General features: G+C 75.4%; 12 protein-coding genes. 11 read left to right on the top strand and 1 reads right to left on the bottom strand.

Translation table 11 applies throughout. The features are described from left to right. Window positions 1–64 precede the first annotated feature (64 nt). From K329_RS0118155 to K329_RS27810, 7 genes are all read left to right on the top strand, one after another. On the top strand, window positions 65–1,267 hold the full coding sequence (locus K329_RS0118155) for an allantoate amidohydrolase (protein ID WP_028474157.1): 1,203 nt from the start codon (window positions 65–67) through the stop codon (window positions 1,265–1,267). After that, the gene (locus K329_RS27820) at window positions 1,264–2,700 is read left to right on the top strand and encodes a formimidoylglutamate deiminase (RefSeq protein WP_084541425.1); all 1,437 of its coding nucleotides are present in this window, start codon (window positions 1,264–1,266) and stop codon (window positions 2,698–2,700) included. The genes K329_RS0118155 and K329_RS27820 overlap by 4 nt, the downstream gene beginning before the upstream one ends. Beyond that, window positions 2,697–3,896, top strand: coding sequence for an imidazolonepropionase (gene hutI / locus K329_RS0118145; RefSeq protein ID WP_028474156.1), 1,200 nt, complete (start codon window positions 2,697–2,699; stop codon window positions 3,894–3,896). The genes K329_RS27820 and hutI overlap by 4 nt, the downstream gene beginning before the upstream one ends. 312 nt (window positions 3,897–4,208) lie before the next feature. Next, window positions 4,209–4,337: a hypothetical protein gene (locus tag K329_RS31980; RefSeq protein WP_281169827.1), complete on the top strand. Its 129-nt coding sequence runs from the start codon at window positions 4,209–4,211 to the stop codon at window positions 4,335–4,337. Between the two features lie 41 nt (window positions 4,338–4,378). Further along, window positions 4,379–7,411 (top strand): helix-turn-helix transcriptional regulator, encoded by a 3,033-nt coding sequence (locus K329_RS0118135; RefSeq protein ID WP_052337084.1) that lies wholly within the window; start codon window positions 4,379–4,381, stop codon window positions 7,409–7,411. Continuing rightward, a complete protein-coding gene (locus K329_RS29835; protein WP_052337083.1) occupies window positions 7,408–8,349 on the top strand; it encodes a ferredoxin family protein in 942 nt (313 codons plus the stop codon). The genes K329_RS0118135 and K329_RS29835 overlap by 4 nt, the downstream gene beginning before the upstream one ends. 114 nt (window positions 8,350–8,463) lie before the next feature. Continuing rightward, complete coding sequence (locus K329_RS27810; RefSeq protein WP_043644163.1) at window positions 8,464–9,039, top strand: hypothetical protein; 576 nt, start codon at window positions 8,464–8,466, stop codon at window positions 9,037–9,039. Here K329_RS27810 and K329_RS27805 read toward each other — a convergent pair. Continuing rightward, entirely contained in the window at window positions 9,029–10,249 is a 1,221-nt protein-coding gene (locus tag K329_RS27805) for an MFS transporter (protein ID WP_211225903.1), read from the bottom strand. The two genes, K329_RS27810 and K329_RS27805, sit on opposite strands and share 11 nt — an antisense overlap. Before the next feature lie 271 nt (window positions 10,250–10,520). Between K329_RS27805 and dnaK the strand changes: the two genes are divergently transcribed. From dnaK to K329_RS0118100, 4 genes are all read left to right on the top strand, one after another. Beyond that, the gene (dnaK, locus tag K329_RS0118115; RefSeq protein ID WP_028474154.1) at window positions 10,521–12,398 is read left to right on the top strand and encodes a molecular chaperone DnaK; all 1,878 of its coding nucleotides are present in this window, start codon (window positions 10,521–10,523) and stop codon (window positions 12,396–12,398) included. Continuing rightward, a complete protein-coding gene (gene grpE, locus K329_RS27800; RefSeq protein WP_245596597.1) occupies window positions 12,395–13,045 on the top strand; it encodes a nucleotide exchange factor GrpE in 651 nt (216 codons plus the stop codon). Before dnaK ends, grpE begins: the two co-directional genes overlap by 4 nt. A 97-nt stretch (window positions 13,046–13,142) precedes the next feature. Further along, the gene (gene dnaJ / locus K329_RS0118105; RefSeq protein ID WP_028474153.1) at window positions 13,143–14,294 is read left to right on the top strand and encodes a molecular chaperone DnaJ; all 1,152 of its coding nucleotides are present in this window, start codon (window positions 13,143–13,145) and stop codon (window positions 14,292–14,294) included. Next, window positions 14,294–14,755: a heat shock protein transcriptional repressor HspR gene (locus K329_RS0118100; RefSeq protein WP_028474152.1), complete on the top strand. Its 462-nt coding sequence runs from the start codon at window positions 14,294–14,296 to the stop codon at window positions 14,753–14,755. Before dnaJ ends, K329_RS0118100 begins: the two co-directional genes overlap by 1 nt. Window positions 14,756–14,891: the final 136 nt, after the last annotated feature.

Genomic DNA, 14,891 nt, shown 5'->3' with positions numbered 1-14,891 from the left:
GATCCGAGACCTGCCCGAGCTCCGCCACGTTGACCTGCGGCGTCGCGACCGATGGACTCGACCCATGACGTTCGAGCGGCTCTGGTCCGACCTCGCCCCGGTGGGGCGCTCCACGGCCAGCGGCGGCTACTTCCGGCAGCCCTTCGGCTCCGCCGAGCGCGAGGCGCACGCCTGGTTCGTCGAGGCGGCGACCGCGCGGGACCTGCGCGTCGAGACCGACGGCTTCGGCACGACCCTGGCCTGGTGGGAGCCCGAGGGCGCCGACGGGCCCGCCGTGCTCACCGGCTCCCACCTCGACTCCGTGCTCGACGGCGGGGCGTTCGACGGCCCGCTCGGCGTCGTGTCCGGACTGGCGGCGATCGACCTGCTGCGCGCGCGGGGCGTCGTGCCCCGCCGGCCGATCGCCGTGGCGGCGTTCGTGGAGGAGGAGGGCTCCCGCTTCGGCCTCGCCTGCCTCGGCTCGCGCCTCGCGACCGGTACGACGACGCCCGAGGCCGCCGCGGCGCTCACCGACCGCGACGGCACCCGCCTCGGCGACGTCTGGGCCGACGTCGGTCTCGACCCGTCGGCGGGCAGCCCGTGGCTGGCCCGGGTGGGGGCGTTCGTCGAGCTGCACGTCGAGCAGGGGCGCGACCTGGTCGACCGCGACGCCGCCGTCGGCGCCGCGAGCGCGATCTGGCCGCACGGGCGCTACCGCTTCGACGTGACGGGCGAGGCCAACCACGCCGGCACCACGCGGATGGAGGACCGGGTCGACCCGATGCTCACCTTCGCCATGACCGCGCTCGCGGCGAACAAGCAGGCGCGCCTGGCCGGCCAGCGGGCCACCTTCGGACGCGTCGACGTGGCGCCCAACGGCACCAACGCGGTGCCGTCGCGGGTGACCGCCTGGCTCGACGCCCGGTGCTCCACCGACGAGGGCCTCCAGACGCTCGTCGCGGCCATCACCGAGCAGGCGGCCCAGCGCGCCGGCCGCGACGGCACGACCCTGGTCGTCACCGCCGAGTCCGTCTCGCCGGCCGTCACGTTCGACGCCGACCTCACCGCCCGCCTCGTCACCGGCCACGACGGTCCGGACTGGCCCGTCGTCCCGACCCAGGCCGGCCACGACGCCGGCGTGCTCGCCGCCGCGGGCGTGCCGACCGCCATGCTCTTCGTCCGCAACCCGACCGGCGTCTCGCACGCCCCGTCGGAGCACGCCGGGACGGCCGACTGCCTCGCCGGCGTCGAGGCGCTGGCGACCAGCCTCGAGCGGCTGGCCGGATGAGCGCCCCGGCGTCGTACCTGCTCGAGCGCGCCCTCGTCGCCCTGCCCGGGCGGCCCGTCGAGGTGCGCGACCAGGTGCGCGTCACGGTCGCCGACGGCCGGTTCACCTCCGTCGAGCCCGACAGCCCCGACAGCCCCGGCGACCCGTCGGCGGTCCTGCTCGCCGGCCTCACGCTGCCCGGTCTCGCGAACACCCACTCCCACGCCTTCCACCGCGCCCTGCGCGGGCGCACGCAGCGCGAGCGCGGCAGCTTCTGGACGTGGCGCGAGCAGATGTACGGCGTCGCGCGGCGCCTCGACCCGGCGTCGTACGGCGCGCTGGCCCGCGCCACCTACCGCGAGATGCTGGCGGCGGGCGTGACGAGCGTCGGCGAGTTCCACTACGTGCACCACCGGCCCGACGGCACGCCGTACGGCGCGAGCGGCGCGGCGGGCGGCGCGGCGGGCGGCGCGGCGGGGGAGCGCGAGAACGCGCTGGCGCTGGCGCTGGTGGACGCCGCGCGCGACGTCGGCATGCGGATCACGCTGCTCGACACCTGCTACCTCGCGGCCGGGTTCGGGCGGGCGCCGGAGGGTGCCCAGGTGCGGTTCTCGGACGGCACGGCCGAGGCGTGGGCGCGCCGGACGACCGCCCTGCGCGCGGCCGCGGAGCGCGAGGGCGTCGTCGTCGGCACCGCCGTGCACTCGGTGCGCGCCGTGCCGCCGGACGCGCTCGGGGTCGTGGCCGCGACCGGGGCCGGTCGGCCGCTGCACGTGCACCTCTCCGAGCAGGTGGCCGAGAACGAGGCCTGCCTCGCGGCGACCGGGCTGACCCCGACCGCGCTGCTCGACCGCCACGGGGTGCTCGGGCCGATGACGAGCCTCGTGCACGCCACCCACCTCACCGACGACGACGTGGCGCGCATCGGCGGCGCCGCGGCGTACGCGTCGTTCTGCCCCACCACCGAGCGCGACCTCGGCGACGGCATCGGCCCGAGCCGCGCCCTGGCGGAGGCCGGTGCGCGGCTCACGCTCGGCAGCGACAGCCACGCCGTCATCGACCCCTTCGAGGAGATGCGGGCCGTCGAGCTCGACGAGCGGCTCCGCACGCAGCAGCGGGGGCACTGGTCGGCGGGCGAGCTGCTGGCCGCGGCGACGTACGACGGCCACACCAGCCTCGGGTTCGCCGACGCCGGCCGCATCGCCGTCGGCGCCCGGGCCGACCTGGTCACGCTCGACACCTCCTCGCCCGCCACCGCCGGGACCGGCGCCGACGAGCAGACCGCCGTCTTCGCCGCGACGGCGGCCGACGTGGTGCACGTGGTGGTCGACGGGCGCGTCGTGCACACCTCCGCCGACCGGGCCGCGATCGGCGCCGAGCTGGGGGCCGCGGTCGCGCGGCTCCACGACGAGCCCCCCGAGGGGATCACCGACGACGGAGAGGCCACCCCGTGACCAGCACCCTCCTCACGAACATCGGCGAGCTGCTGACCGGCCGGGTCGGCGACGAGGGCCCCGACCTGGTGGCCGACGCGGCGCTCGTGGTCGACGGCGCCCGGGTCGCGTGGATCGGCACCGCCGCCGAGGCGCGGGAGCGCCCCGACGCGCTCGCGGCCGACCAGCACGTCGACGCGGGCGGGCGGGCCGTCCTCCCCGGCTTCGTCGACTCCCACAGCCACCTGGTCTTCGCCGGCGACCGGGCCGACGAGTTCGCGGCGCGGATGGCCGGGGAGTCGTACGCCGCGGGCGGCATCCGGCGCACCGTCGGCCTCACCCGTGCGGCCACCGACGAGGCCCTCCTGGCGAACGCGACCCGGCTGGTCGGCGAGATGCTCCGGCAGGGCACGACGACCGTCGAGATCAAGTCGGGCTACGGGCTCACGCCGTACGACGAGGCCCGCAGCCTCGCCGTCGCGCAGCAGCTGACCCCGGAGACGACCTTCCTCGGCGCCCACGTCGTCCCGGCCGCGGCGGACGGCGGCGCGGGCGACGCGGCGGCGTACGTCGACCTCGTCACCGGCCCGATGCTCGCGGCCTGCGCGCCGTACGCGCGGTGGATCGACGTCTTCTGCGAGACCGGCGCCTTCGACGCCGACCAGGCGCGGGCCGTGCTGGCGGCGGGCGCCGCGGCGGGCCTGCGCGGTCGGCTGCACGCCAACCAGCTCGGCCCGGGCCCCGGGGTGCGCCTCGCCGCCGAGCTGGGCCTGGCGGCGGTCGACCACTGCACCTACCTCGACGACGCGGACGTCGACGCGCTGGTCGACTCCGGCACGGTCGCGACGCTGCTGCCGGGCGTGGAGTTCTCGACGCGGCAGCCCTACCCCGACGCCCGCCGCCTGATCGACGCCGGCGCGCACGTCGCGATCGCGTCGGACTGCAACCCCGGCTCCTGCTTCACCAGCTCGCTGCCGTTCTGCGTCGCGCTGGCCGTGCGGGAGATGGGGATGACGCCGACCGAGGCCGTGCACGCGGCGACCCGCGGCGGGGCCCGGGCGCTGGACCGCGACGACGTCGGGGTGCTGCGCGTCGGCGCCGACGCCGACCTCGTGCTGCTCGACGCCCCGAGCCACACCCACCTCGCCTACCGCCCCGGCGTGCCCCTCGTCGCGGGCGTCTGGCAGCGCGGGCGGCCCGTGCTCGGGCGGGTGTGAGCGGGCGGCACCGAGCGGGCGGCACCGAGCGGGCGGCACCGAGCGGGCGGCAGTTTCGCCGCTCGAGCGGTTAAACCTCCTCTTGGCACCCTGAATTCAGGTCGCAAGGTTCCAGTTTCGCCGCTCGAGCGGCGAAACTGCGGGCGGGCCCGGTCACACGCCGAGTGACCGCTATCACACGATCAGCGTCCTGTACAGACCCACCTAAGGCACATGCCCGATGTGCCGCCCTACCTCAGACGGCGAACGTAGGTCCCACGCTGCCGGCGACCCCACCCCTGGGTTCGATCGGCTCCTACGGAGGAGACCCCCATGTTCCAGTCCACGCCCGCCTACCTCGCCGCCGAGCACCGCTACCGCGTCGAGTCCCTGCGCCGCTCGCTCGGTCGTCGCGCCGCCCGCCGCGTCTCCGACGAGACCCCGCGCCCCAAGTTCCGCTGAGCCGCACGCCCTGACCGACACGGGGGCCGGCGGTGCACCCGATGTCCGAGGTCTCGGGGATCATGGACCCCGTGCCCGCCGCCCCACGCAGCTCGACCCTCGTCGGGCGTGACGCCGAGCTCGAGCAGCTGTGCTCGTGGCTCGGCATCGGTGCGTCCGGGGCGGCTGCGGGTCCCGACCACGTCGCCCCGCCCGCCGTCCTGCTCGCCGGTGACGCCGGCGTGGGCAAGACCCGCCTGCTGACCGAGCTGCGCGACCGGGCCTTCGCCGCCGGCTGGAACGTCGGCGCCGGCCACTGCCTCGACTTCGCCGACTCGGCGCTGCCCTACCTGCCGTTCTCCGAGATCCTCGGTCGTCTCGACCGCGAGCTGCCCGACGTGGTCGCCGCCGTCGTCGAGGCCCACCCCACGCTGGCCCGCCTGCAGCCCGGTCGCCGGCTGCGCACGGGCGAGGGCGACGACGCCGCCAGCCTGGCCCGCGGCGACCTCTTCCCCGCGATCCACGCGCTGCTCGAGGCCGTCGCCGAGCACGCCCCCTTCCTCGTCGTGATCGAGGACGCGCACTGGGCCGACCAGTCGACGCGCGACATGCTGTCCTTCCTCTTCACCCGCCCCTTCTCGGGCCCGGTCGCGGTGGTGGCGTCCTACCGCTCCGACGACCTGCACCGCCGCCACCCGCTGCGCCGCCAGGTCGCGGAGTGGTCCCGCCTGCGCGACGTGCAGCGCCTGCAGCTCGACCCGCTGCGCGCCCCCGACGTACGACGCCTCGTGCGCGGCCTCGTGCGCGGGCTGCACGCCGACGGGCTCACGGCGGCCGAGGTGGCCCAGATCGTGGCCCGGGCCGAGGGCAACGCCTTCTTCGTGGAGGAGCTGGTGGTGGCCGCCCGCGGCAGCGACGGCGGCCTGCCCGACGACCTCGCCGACGTGCTGCTGGTGCGCCTCGACCGGCTCGACGACGACGCGACGCGGATCGTGCGGGTGGCCTCCGCCTCCGGGCGTCGGGTCAGCCACGCCATGCTCGCCCAGGCCTCCGGGCTGGTCGACGACGAGCTCGAGCAGGGGATCCGGCGCGCGGTCGAGATGAACGTGCTCGAGCCGCGCGGCGACGACTCCTACGTGTTCCGCCACGCGCTGCTGGGCGAGGCCGTGTACGACGACCTGCTGCCCGGCGAGCGGGTGCGCCTGCACGCCACGTACGCCGCCGCGATCGTCGACGGTCGCGCCCCCGGCAGCGCCGCCGAGCTCGCGCGCCACGCCCGCCTGGGCCAGGACCCGGCGACCGCCCTGCGCGCCAGCATCGAGGCGGGCGGCGACGCCATGCGCGTGGGCGCGCCGGAGGAGGCCGCCCAGCACTTCCAGCACGCGCTCGCCCTGCGCACCGCCCCGGGCGTCGGCGAGCTCGACGACTCCACGCTCGCCCGCCTCGTGACCCGCACCGCCGACGCCCTCATCGCGGCGGGCCACTTCGACCGGGCCGCGGCCGTGGTGCGCGAGCAGCTCGACCGCCTCGACACCGACGCCCCGCCGGCCCTGCGCGGCGAGCTGCTCACCGCGCTGGCGACCGCGGTCGGCATGACCGACACCTCCGAGGACCTCGTGGCCTGGACCCGCGAGGCCGTCGACCTCACCGCCGACGCCCCGGCCGTCGTCCGGGTGCGGGCGCTGTCGTTCCACGCCCGCGCGCTGAGCGCCGACGACCAGCACGAGCCGGCCCGCCAGGTGGCGCTCGAGGCGCTGGGCGAGGCCGAGAAGCACGACCTGCCGCGACTGGCGACCGACGCGCTCACCACCCTCGTCGGCCTCGACCGCGACGGCCCGGTCGAGGAGGTGCGCCGCTCGATGGAGGACGTCATCCGCCGCGCCCGCGCCGCCCGCGCGGTCAACGCCGAGCTGCGCGCCCTCTACTTCCTCGGTCGGCTCCACCAGGACCGCGCCGAGCACGACCTCGCGGCCGACGCCTTCGCGCGGGGCGTACGACGCGGCGCCGCGGCCGGCACGCCCTGGGCGCCGTACGCGTTCGACTGCCGCTTCATGCAGGCCTCCGTAGCGCTGGAGCGCGGGGCCTGGAGCGACGTGCTCGAGCTGACCGACATGGGCGGCCAGGCGCCGCCGCCGCTCAACGAGGCGATGCTGACGTCGCTGCGCGTGCGGGTGGGCGCGGCGCGGGGCGAGGCCGACGCGCTCGCCCGCGCGAAGGCGCTGCGCCGCACGTGGCGCCAGGAGGGGCTCGTCGCCATCGGCGGCGCCACCGCCGAGCTGACCGTGCACGAGCACCGCCGCGACCCGCAGGCCGCGGTCGAGGTGTACGACGCCGTGGTGCGCTCCGTGACGGTCACGTGGCGCGAGTTCTTCCAGGCCCGGTTGCGCCTCGCCGCGACGACGCTCGGCGTGCTGGCCTCCGCCGCCGCCGGACGCGGGGGCGACGGCCTCGTCGAGGAGCAGCGCCTCGCCTGGGCGCCCACGGCCGACCGGCTGGCCGAGGACGGCCGCCGCGTGCTGGCCGACGTGCGCGAGTCCGGCCTGACGATGGGGCCGGAGGGGCAGGCGTGGGCCGCGCGGCTCGAGGCCGAGGTGCTGCGCTGGCGCTGGGCCGCCGACCTGGAGCCCCCGGACGAGGAGACGCTCGTCGCCGCGTGGCGGCGGGCCGAGGAGGCCGCGTCGGCCTACGGCAACCCCTCGGCGCTCGCGCAGGTGCGCACCCACTTCGCGATCGTGCTGCGCGCGGTGGGGGAGACGGCCCGCGCCCGCGAGGTCGCCGACCTGGCCCGTGACACGGCCCGCCACCTGGGTCTCTCGCCGCTCATCGACGACCTGACGGCCGCCGGCGGGGCCGGACGGGGCAGCCGCACCGGGCGGGCGCGGCGTCCCGCCCCCGCCTCCGACGCGCTCACCCCCCGCGAGGAGGAGATCCTGGCGCTCGTCGCCCAGGGCCGCACCAACGGCGAGATCGCGCGCCAGCTCTACATCAGCGTGAAGACGGTGTCGGTGCACGTCTCGAACATCCTCGGCAAGCTCGGCGCCGCGAGCCGCACCGAGGCCGCCGCCCTCGCCCGCCGCAAGGGGCTGCTCCCGTGAGCGGCGGGCCGGTCGGGCCGGTCGGGGAGGCGACCTTCCGCTGTGCCGCGGCCAGCGCCGCCGACGAGGAGCCGCTGGCGGGCTCGGCCCCGACGGAGACGCTCTGGCTGCTCGTCGAGCAGCCCGGTCCGTGGGGTCGCAAGGCCCTGAAGGAGAGCCGCCTGCCCGACGCCGTCGCCGCCCACCTCCGCGAGCTCGACGGTGTGGCGGGCGCGCGGGTGCAGCTCGTGCGCCGGCCCGGCCGGCCCGAGAACGCCGACGCCGCCCGCCGCGTGTTCCTGGCCCGCCGCGGCGAGGCCGGCTTCGCGGTCGCCTCCGCCCTCCTCGCCGACGACGAGGTGCTCGCGCTGACCCCCGACCACCTGCGCGCGGGCACGGCGCCGGGCTTCGCGCCGTACGACGCCCCGCTCTGGCTCGTCTGCACCAACGGCCGGCGCGACGTGTGCTGCGCCGAGCTCGGCCGCCCCGTGGTCGACGCCCTCGCCGCGCGCTGGCCCGACGGCACCTGGGAGACGACCCACCTCGGCGGTCACCGGTTCTCGGCGACCCTCCTGGCGCTGCCCTCGGGCCTGACGCTCGGTCGGCTCGACGCCGGCGACGCCGTGCCGGTGTGCGCCGCCGTCGCCGCCGGGGAGGTGCCCGTCGCGCGCACCCGGGGCCGCGCCGGCGACCCGGGCGCGGTGCAGGCGGCCGACCTGCACCTGCGGACGCTGCTGGCGCTGCGCGCGGCCGACGACGTACGGCGGGAGCCCGACGCCCAGCCCGACGCCCAGCCCGGTGCGCGCCCGGTCTTCACGGTCCGGCGGGCGGGCGGGGTCGAGCGGTGGGAGTGCACCGTCACGACCGGCCGCGGCGAGCCCCGGCGGCAGAGCTGCGGCGACGACAAGGTCAAGCCGGCCGCGACGTATGCGGTGGACGCCGAGCGCGTCGACGGCTGAGCCGGTCGGTGCCGGTCCGGTCGGGGGCCGGGCGGGTTTGGTCGCCTTGACACCTCCGACCACAATGGCCCGAGCGCGAGCCCGCGCGGAGCCGAGACACGAGGGAGCCAGACGGTGGCGGACGAGGCTGAGGACCGGCCGGTACTGGTGGGCGTGATCGCCCTCGTGGGGGTCGGGCTGGTCGTGGGGCTGATCGTGGGTCTCGTGGCCCTCGGCGGCACGCGCTTCCTCGGGCTCGGCGAGGGTGGCGGCGGCGGTGGTGGGGGTGCGGCCGAGCAGCCGACCCTCGTGCTGCCGGAGGTGTCGCTCACGGACTCCCCGACGGGCCCGCTCATCACGCTGACGCCCGAGGGCGGCGAGTCGACGGAGGAGCCCGCTCCGGAGGAGCCGGCGGAGACCACGACCACCGAGGCCGCCGAGCCCTCGATCACGCTGCAGGCCAGCACGGCGACGGCCGGCCCGATGGAGCGCATCGACCTCTCGGGGCTCTACACGGGTGGTGACGGCGCGATCCTCACGGTGCAGCGGCTCACCGACGGCTCCTGGAACGACGTCGGCGGCGCCGCGAACGTGTCCGGCGAGCTGTTCTCGACCTTCGTCGAGCTGGGTCGTCCCGGCGACAACGTGCTGCGGGTCGTCGACAGCGAGAACGGTCTGGAGTCGAACGAGGTCACCGTCGTCATCCAGTGACGACGCGGGCCGCCCGTGACCGGTCGACCCGACGGGTCCAGTACCCCACCCAGCCGGTGCCGGCGAGCAGCAGGCCGCCGATCACGACCGCGACCACCCCGAGCGGGGCGACGGCGGCCAGCGCGCTGACGGACGCGGGCCCGCCCACGCTGCCGGTCTCGGCGCACAGCCGCCACGCGCCGAGGTACTGCGCCCGACCCACGGTGGGTGCCGTGTCGGCCCCGAGGGTCATCACGATGCCCGACCCGAGCCCGTTGCCCGCGGCGATCAGCACCATCACGGCCAGCACGCTCGCCGTGCCCGACGTCAGCGGCAGCAGCAGGCACCCCACGGCCACGGCCAGCACCACCGGTACGGCGACCAGCGCGCGCCCGCGCTTGTCCATCAGCCAGCCGCCCGGCACGAAGAAGGCGATGTCGACCGCGGCGGCCACGGCGAACATCAACGACGTGGTGGAGGCCGAGATGCCGACGGACTCCGCCCACAGCGGCAGCAGGCCCTGCCGCAGCGACCGGCTGACGCCGATCACGACCACGGCGACGCCGAGGGTGAGGAGCGTGCGCCGGTGGTCGCGGATGACGTCGACCACCCGGACGGGACCCGCCAGGCGTTGCGCCGCACGGGTGTCGGCCCCGAGGTCGGGCACGAGGAGCGCGACGAGCCCGCCGACGAGCCCGGTGCCGGTCGCGAGCCAGAAGGCCCCGGCGATGCCGGCGTACGGGATGAGCAGCGCACCGAGGAGCGGCCCGACGAGGAAGCCGACGCGGCTGCTGGCGCCGAGCGCCGAGAGGGCGCGGGCGCGGTAGGACTCGGGGACGGCGTCGATGATGAAGCCCTGCCGGGCGATGTGGAACGCCGTCCAGGCCATGCCGGCGGCCACGACGCTGAGCGCGAGCGCGACGACCGACCCGGTGAGCGCGGCCACCGCCGTCGCCCCGGCCTGCACGACGCCGCCGAGCACCAGGGTGCGGCGCTCGCCGATCCGCGCCACGAGGGAGCCGGCCGGCAGCGACGCGACCAGCATCCCCGCCCCGAGGAGGGCGACGACGAGGGCGGCGGTGCCGACGTCGGCCCCCAGCTCGCGGGCCCGCAGCGCCAGCACGGGCAGGATCGCGCCCTGCCCGATGCTCGCGGCGATGCTGGGTCCGTAGGCCGGCAGCGCCACGCTCCGCAGGCGGAAGGGGGCCTCGGGCCTGCTCGCGTCGTCCATCGGGGCCATTGTCCGTGGTCGCCGGTCGTCGGTGGACCGCGAGGTGCCCGCCCCGGGAATGACCGAGACCAGGGGTGCGTTACGTCGTACGAACAAAGTTGAGTTGAGACGACTCAAGTTATTTGGCAGACTCGCTCCGGCGACGCAGGATGGAGGAACGAGGCCGGCGCCGGCCGAGAAGACCTGGCGCCCGACCCCCGCCCCACCAGCAGCACCACAGACCAGCAGCACCCGCAGCATTCCCAGCAGTCCCGTTCATCAGGAGGCACACATGGCTCGCGCAGTCGGTATCGACCTCGGCACGACGAACTCCGTCGTCGCCGTCCTGGAGGGTGGAGAGCCCACCGTCATCGCCAACGCCGAGGGCGCGCGCACGACGCCGTCCGTCGTCGCGTTCGCCAAGTCCGGCGAGGTCCTCGTCGGCGAGGTGGCCAAGCGTCAGGCCGTCACCAACGTCGACCGCACCATCCGCTCCGTGAAGCGCCACATGGGCACGGACTGGACGACCAAGGTCGACGACAAGTCGTTCACCCCGCAGCAGATCAGCGCCTTCGTGCTGCAGAAGCTGAAGCGCGACGCCGAGGCCTACCTCGGTGAGCCCGTCACCGACGCGGTCATCACCGTGCCGGCGTACTTCTCCGACTCGCAGCGCCAGGCCACCAAGGAGGCCGGCGAGATCGCGGGCCTCAACGTCTCGCGCATCGTCAACGAGCCGACCGCGGCCGCCCTCGCCTACGGCCTCGACAAGGGCGACGACCAGACGATCCTCGTCTTCGACCTCGGTGGCGGCACGTTCGACGTGTCCCTGCTCGAGATCGGCGAGGGCGTCGTCGAGGTCAAGGCCACCAGCGGCGACAACGAGCTCGGTGGTGACGACTGGGACCACCGCGTCGTCGAGTGGATGGTCACCAAGTTCAAGAACAGCAACGGCGTCGACCTCGCCGCCGACAAGATCGCCGCGCAGCGCCTCCAGGAGGCCGCGGAGAAGGCCAAGATCGAGCTCTCGAGCTCGAGCGAGACCACGATCCACCTGCCCTACATCACGCACGGCGAGTCGGGCCCGCTGCACTTCGAGGAGAAGCTGACGCGCGGCGAGTTCCAGCGCCTCACGGCCGACCTGCTCGAGCGCACCAAGAAGCCCTTCCAGCAGGTGCTGAAGGACGGCGGCGTCGCCGTCGCCGCGATCGACCACGTCGTGCTCGTGGGTGGGTCCACCCGCATGCCGGCCGTGGCCGAGGCGGTCAAGGAGCTGCTCGGCGGCAAGGAGCCCAACAAGGGCGTCAACCCCGACGAGGTCGTCGCGCTCGGTGCGGCCCTCCAGGCCGGCGTGCTCAAGGGCGAGGTCAAGGACGTGCTGCTCCTCGACGTCACGCCGCTGAGCCTCGGCATCGAGACCAAGGGCGGCGTCATGACCACCCTGATCGAGCGCAACACCACGATCCCGACCAAGCGCAGCGAGATCTTTACGACGGCCGACGACAACCAGCCGTCGGTCGAGATCAAGGTCGCGCAGGGCGAGCGCCAGATGTGGGGCCAGAACCAGCCCCTCGGCAACTTCGAGCTCACCGGTCTCCCGCCGGCCCCGCGCGGCGTGCCGAAGATCGAGGTCACGTTCGACATCGACGCCAACGGCATCGTGCACGTGTCGGCGAAGGACCAGGCCTCGGGCCGCGAGCAGTCGATGACGATCTCCGGCGGCTCCGCCCTCGGCAAGGACGAGATCGACCGCATGGTCAAGGAGGCCGAGCAGTACGCGGAGGAGGACGCCAACCGTCGCTCCGCCGTCGAGGCTCGTAACACCGCCGACCAGCTCGTCTACACGACCGAGAAGTTCCTCGGCGAGAACGCCGAGAAGCTGCCGGAGGACGTCAAGACCGAGGTCCAGGCCGACGTCGACGAGCTGAAGGCCACGCTGGCCAAGGACGACGCGAGCGCGGAGGACATCTCCTCGGGCGTCGACAAGCTCAACACGTCGAGCCAGAAGATGGGTGCGGCGCTCTACGCCGCGGCCGAGGCCGACCAGTCCGCCGCCGGCGGCACGACCGGCTCGACCGGCGAGGCCGACGACGACGTCGTCGACGCCGAGATCGTCGACGAGCCCGAGGCCACCGACGGCACGGACGGCCCCGCGGAGGGTGAGTCCAAGTGACCGACGCCCACCCCCACCCGGGCGACGACCCGGGCGAGCAGGGCGACGCGCCGGACCAGCCGGAGTCCTCGGCCGAGGGCGGCCCCGGCGACACCGGGCCCGACCCGGACGTCGTCGCGGACGCCCTGGCGGGCGACGACGTGGTCACCGGGGGCGACCCCGAGGCCGGCGCCGAGCCCGACCCGGCCCAGGACGAGCTCGTCGTCACGAAGATGGAGCTGGCCGAGCGCACGGCCGATCTGCAGCGCCTGCAGGCCGAGTTCCTCAACTACAAGCGACGGGTCGAGCGCGACCGCGACCTGCTGGCGCAGAACGCGTCGTACAAGGTGCTCGCCCCCGTCGTGGAGGTGCTCGACAACATCGACCGCGCCAAGGAGCACGGGCCGCTCGACGGTGGCTTCAAGGCCGTCGCCGACCAGCTCGAACGAGTGGTCGGGGCGCAGGGCCTGACGCGGTTCGGCACGCCGGGCGACGCGTTCGACCCGAACGTGCACGAGGCCCTCTCCCACCTGGGCGAGGACCCCGACGTCACGGTGCAGACGGTGAAGATCGTCGCCAAGGCGGGCTACCGCATCGGCGACCGCGTCGTCCGCGCGGCGCAGGTGCTCGTGGTCGACCCGGCCACGGCCCCGCCGGCGGCGGAGTAGCGCCACCCGTGCCGGGGGCGGCGCCGCGACGGTGCGGCCCCCGGCACGACGTACGCACGACGAGACCCACGAGGACGACGAGGAGGGAGGTGCGCGGATGAGCAACGCGGACTGGGCGACGAAGGACTTCTACAAGGTGCTGGGCGTGTCGAAGGACGCGACCACGGAGGAGATCAAGAAGGCCTACCGCAAGCTGGCGCGCGCGAACCACCCCGACTCGAACCCCGACGACACCGCCAAGCACGAGGTCTTCAAGAAGGTCGCGGAGGCCTACGACGTCGTCGGCGACCCCGCGAAGCGCAAGCAGTACGACGACGTGCGCGCGGCGCCGACGGGCTTCGGCGGCGGTTTCGGCGGGGGCGGCGGCGCCGGCGGCGGCTTCGACATCTCCGACCTGCTGCGCGACCGCGCGGGCGGGGGCGGCGGCTTCGGCGACATGTTCGGCGACATCTTCGGGGGCGGCGGCGGACGCCGTCAGTCCCGACCGCGCCCGGCCAAGGGCCAGGACGTGGAGAGCACCGCCACCATCAGCTTCACCGACGCCATCGACGGCGTCACGATCTCGCTGCGCCTCAGCAGCGACGCGGCCTGCGCGACGTGCTCCGGAACGGGCGGCAAGCCCGGCACCAAGCCCCGCATCTGCACCGAGTGCGAGGGTGCGGGCTACGTCACCGGCTCGGTCGGCGGCGCGTTCTCGATGAACGAGACCTGTCCCGTCTGCCACGGCCGCCAGCTCGTGTACGACGAGGCCTGCCCCACGTGCCACGGCTCCGGTCGCGGCACCTCGGCCCGCACCATCCAGGCCCGCATCCCCGCGGGCGTGAAGGACGGCCAGCGCATCCGCGTGCGCGGCAAGGGCGGCTCCGGCGAGAACGGCGGCCCCGCGGGCGACCTGTTCGTCACCGTGAAGGTCTCCGGCCACCGCCTCTTCGGCCGCAAGGACGACAACCTCACGCTCGACGTGCCGGTCTCCTTCGACGAGCTCGCGCTCGGCGCCGAGATCAAGGTGCCGACGCTCGGTGGCGCGCCCGTCACGCTGCGGCTGCCCGCCGGGACGCCCAACGGCCGCACCTTCCGGGTGCGCGGCAAGGGTGCGCGCAAGGCCGACGGCTCGTACGGCGACCTGCTCGCCACCGTCGAGGTCCAGGTGCCCGTCTCGCTCGACGAGGCGGCCCGCGAGGCCGTCCAGGCCTACCGCGCGGCCACCGCCGGTCGGCCGCTGCGCGCGAACCTGTTCGAGGAGTCGTGATGGCGGGCGGTCCGCGGCGTCCCGCCGGTCCGCCCGACCCCGACGCCGCCGTCTTCGTCATCTCGGTGGCCGCCGAGCTCACGGGCCTCCACCCGCAGACGCTCCGCGCCTACGAGCGGATGGGGCTCGTCATGCCCGGCCGCACCGGTGGCGGCGGGCGGCGCTACTCCGCCCGCGACATCGACCGGCTCCGCGACATCGCCGACCTCACGTCCGCCGGCACCGGCATCGAGGGCGTGCGCCGCATCCTCGAGCTCGAGACGCACGTCTCCGCCCTGCGGCACCGCAACGAGGAGCTCGTCGCCGAGCTCGAGGCGACGCGGGACGCCCTGCGCCAGGCGCTGGCCCAGCGTCGTACGACGAACGCGGCCCCGCCGGCGCGGCCCGCCAACCTCCCGGTGCTCCGCCGCCCCGACCCCGACCAGTCCGTCGTCGTCTGGCGCCGCAACCGCGGGGTCTGACCGGGGGCGGCCCGGATCCACCCGGGTCGACCCGGGTCGACCGGGGTCGATCGGGGGGTGAGCGCGCCATGGTCACGCAGGCAACTTGTCGGTAACCTCACGCTGCGCCTCGTCGTTGCTCGGGAGCACGACCCGT

The sequence above is a fragment of the Nocardioides alkalitolerans DSM 16699 genome, assembly GCF_000426525.1.
GTDB classification, from domain to species: domain Bacteria; phylum Actinomycetota; class Actinomycetes; order Propionibacteriales; family Nocardioidaceae; genus Nocardioides; species Nocardioides alkalitolerans.
The sequence above is the reverse complement of the archived record's forward strand: the minus strand, read 5'-3'. Positions and strand labels throughout refer to the sequence as shown.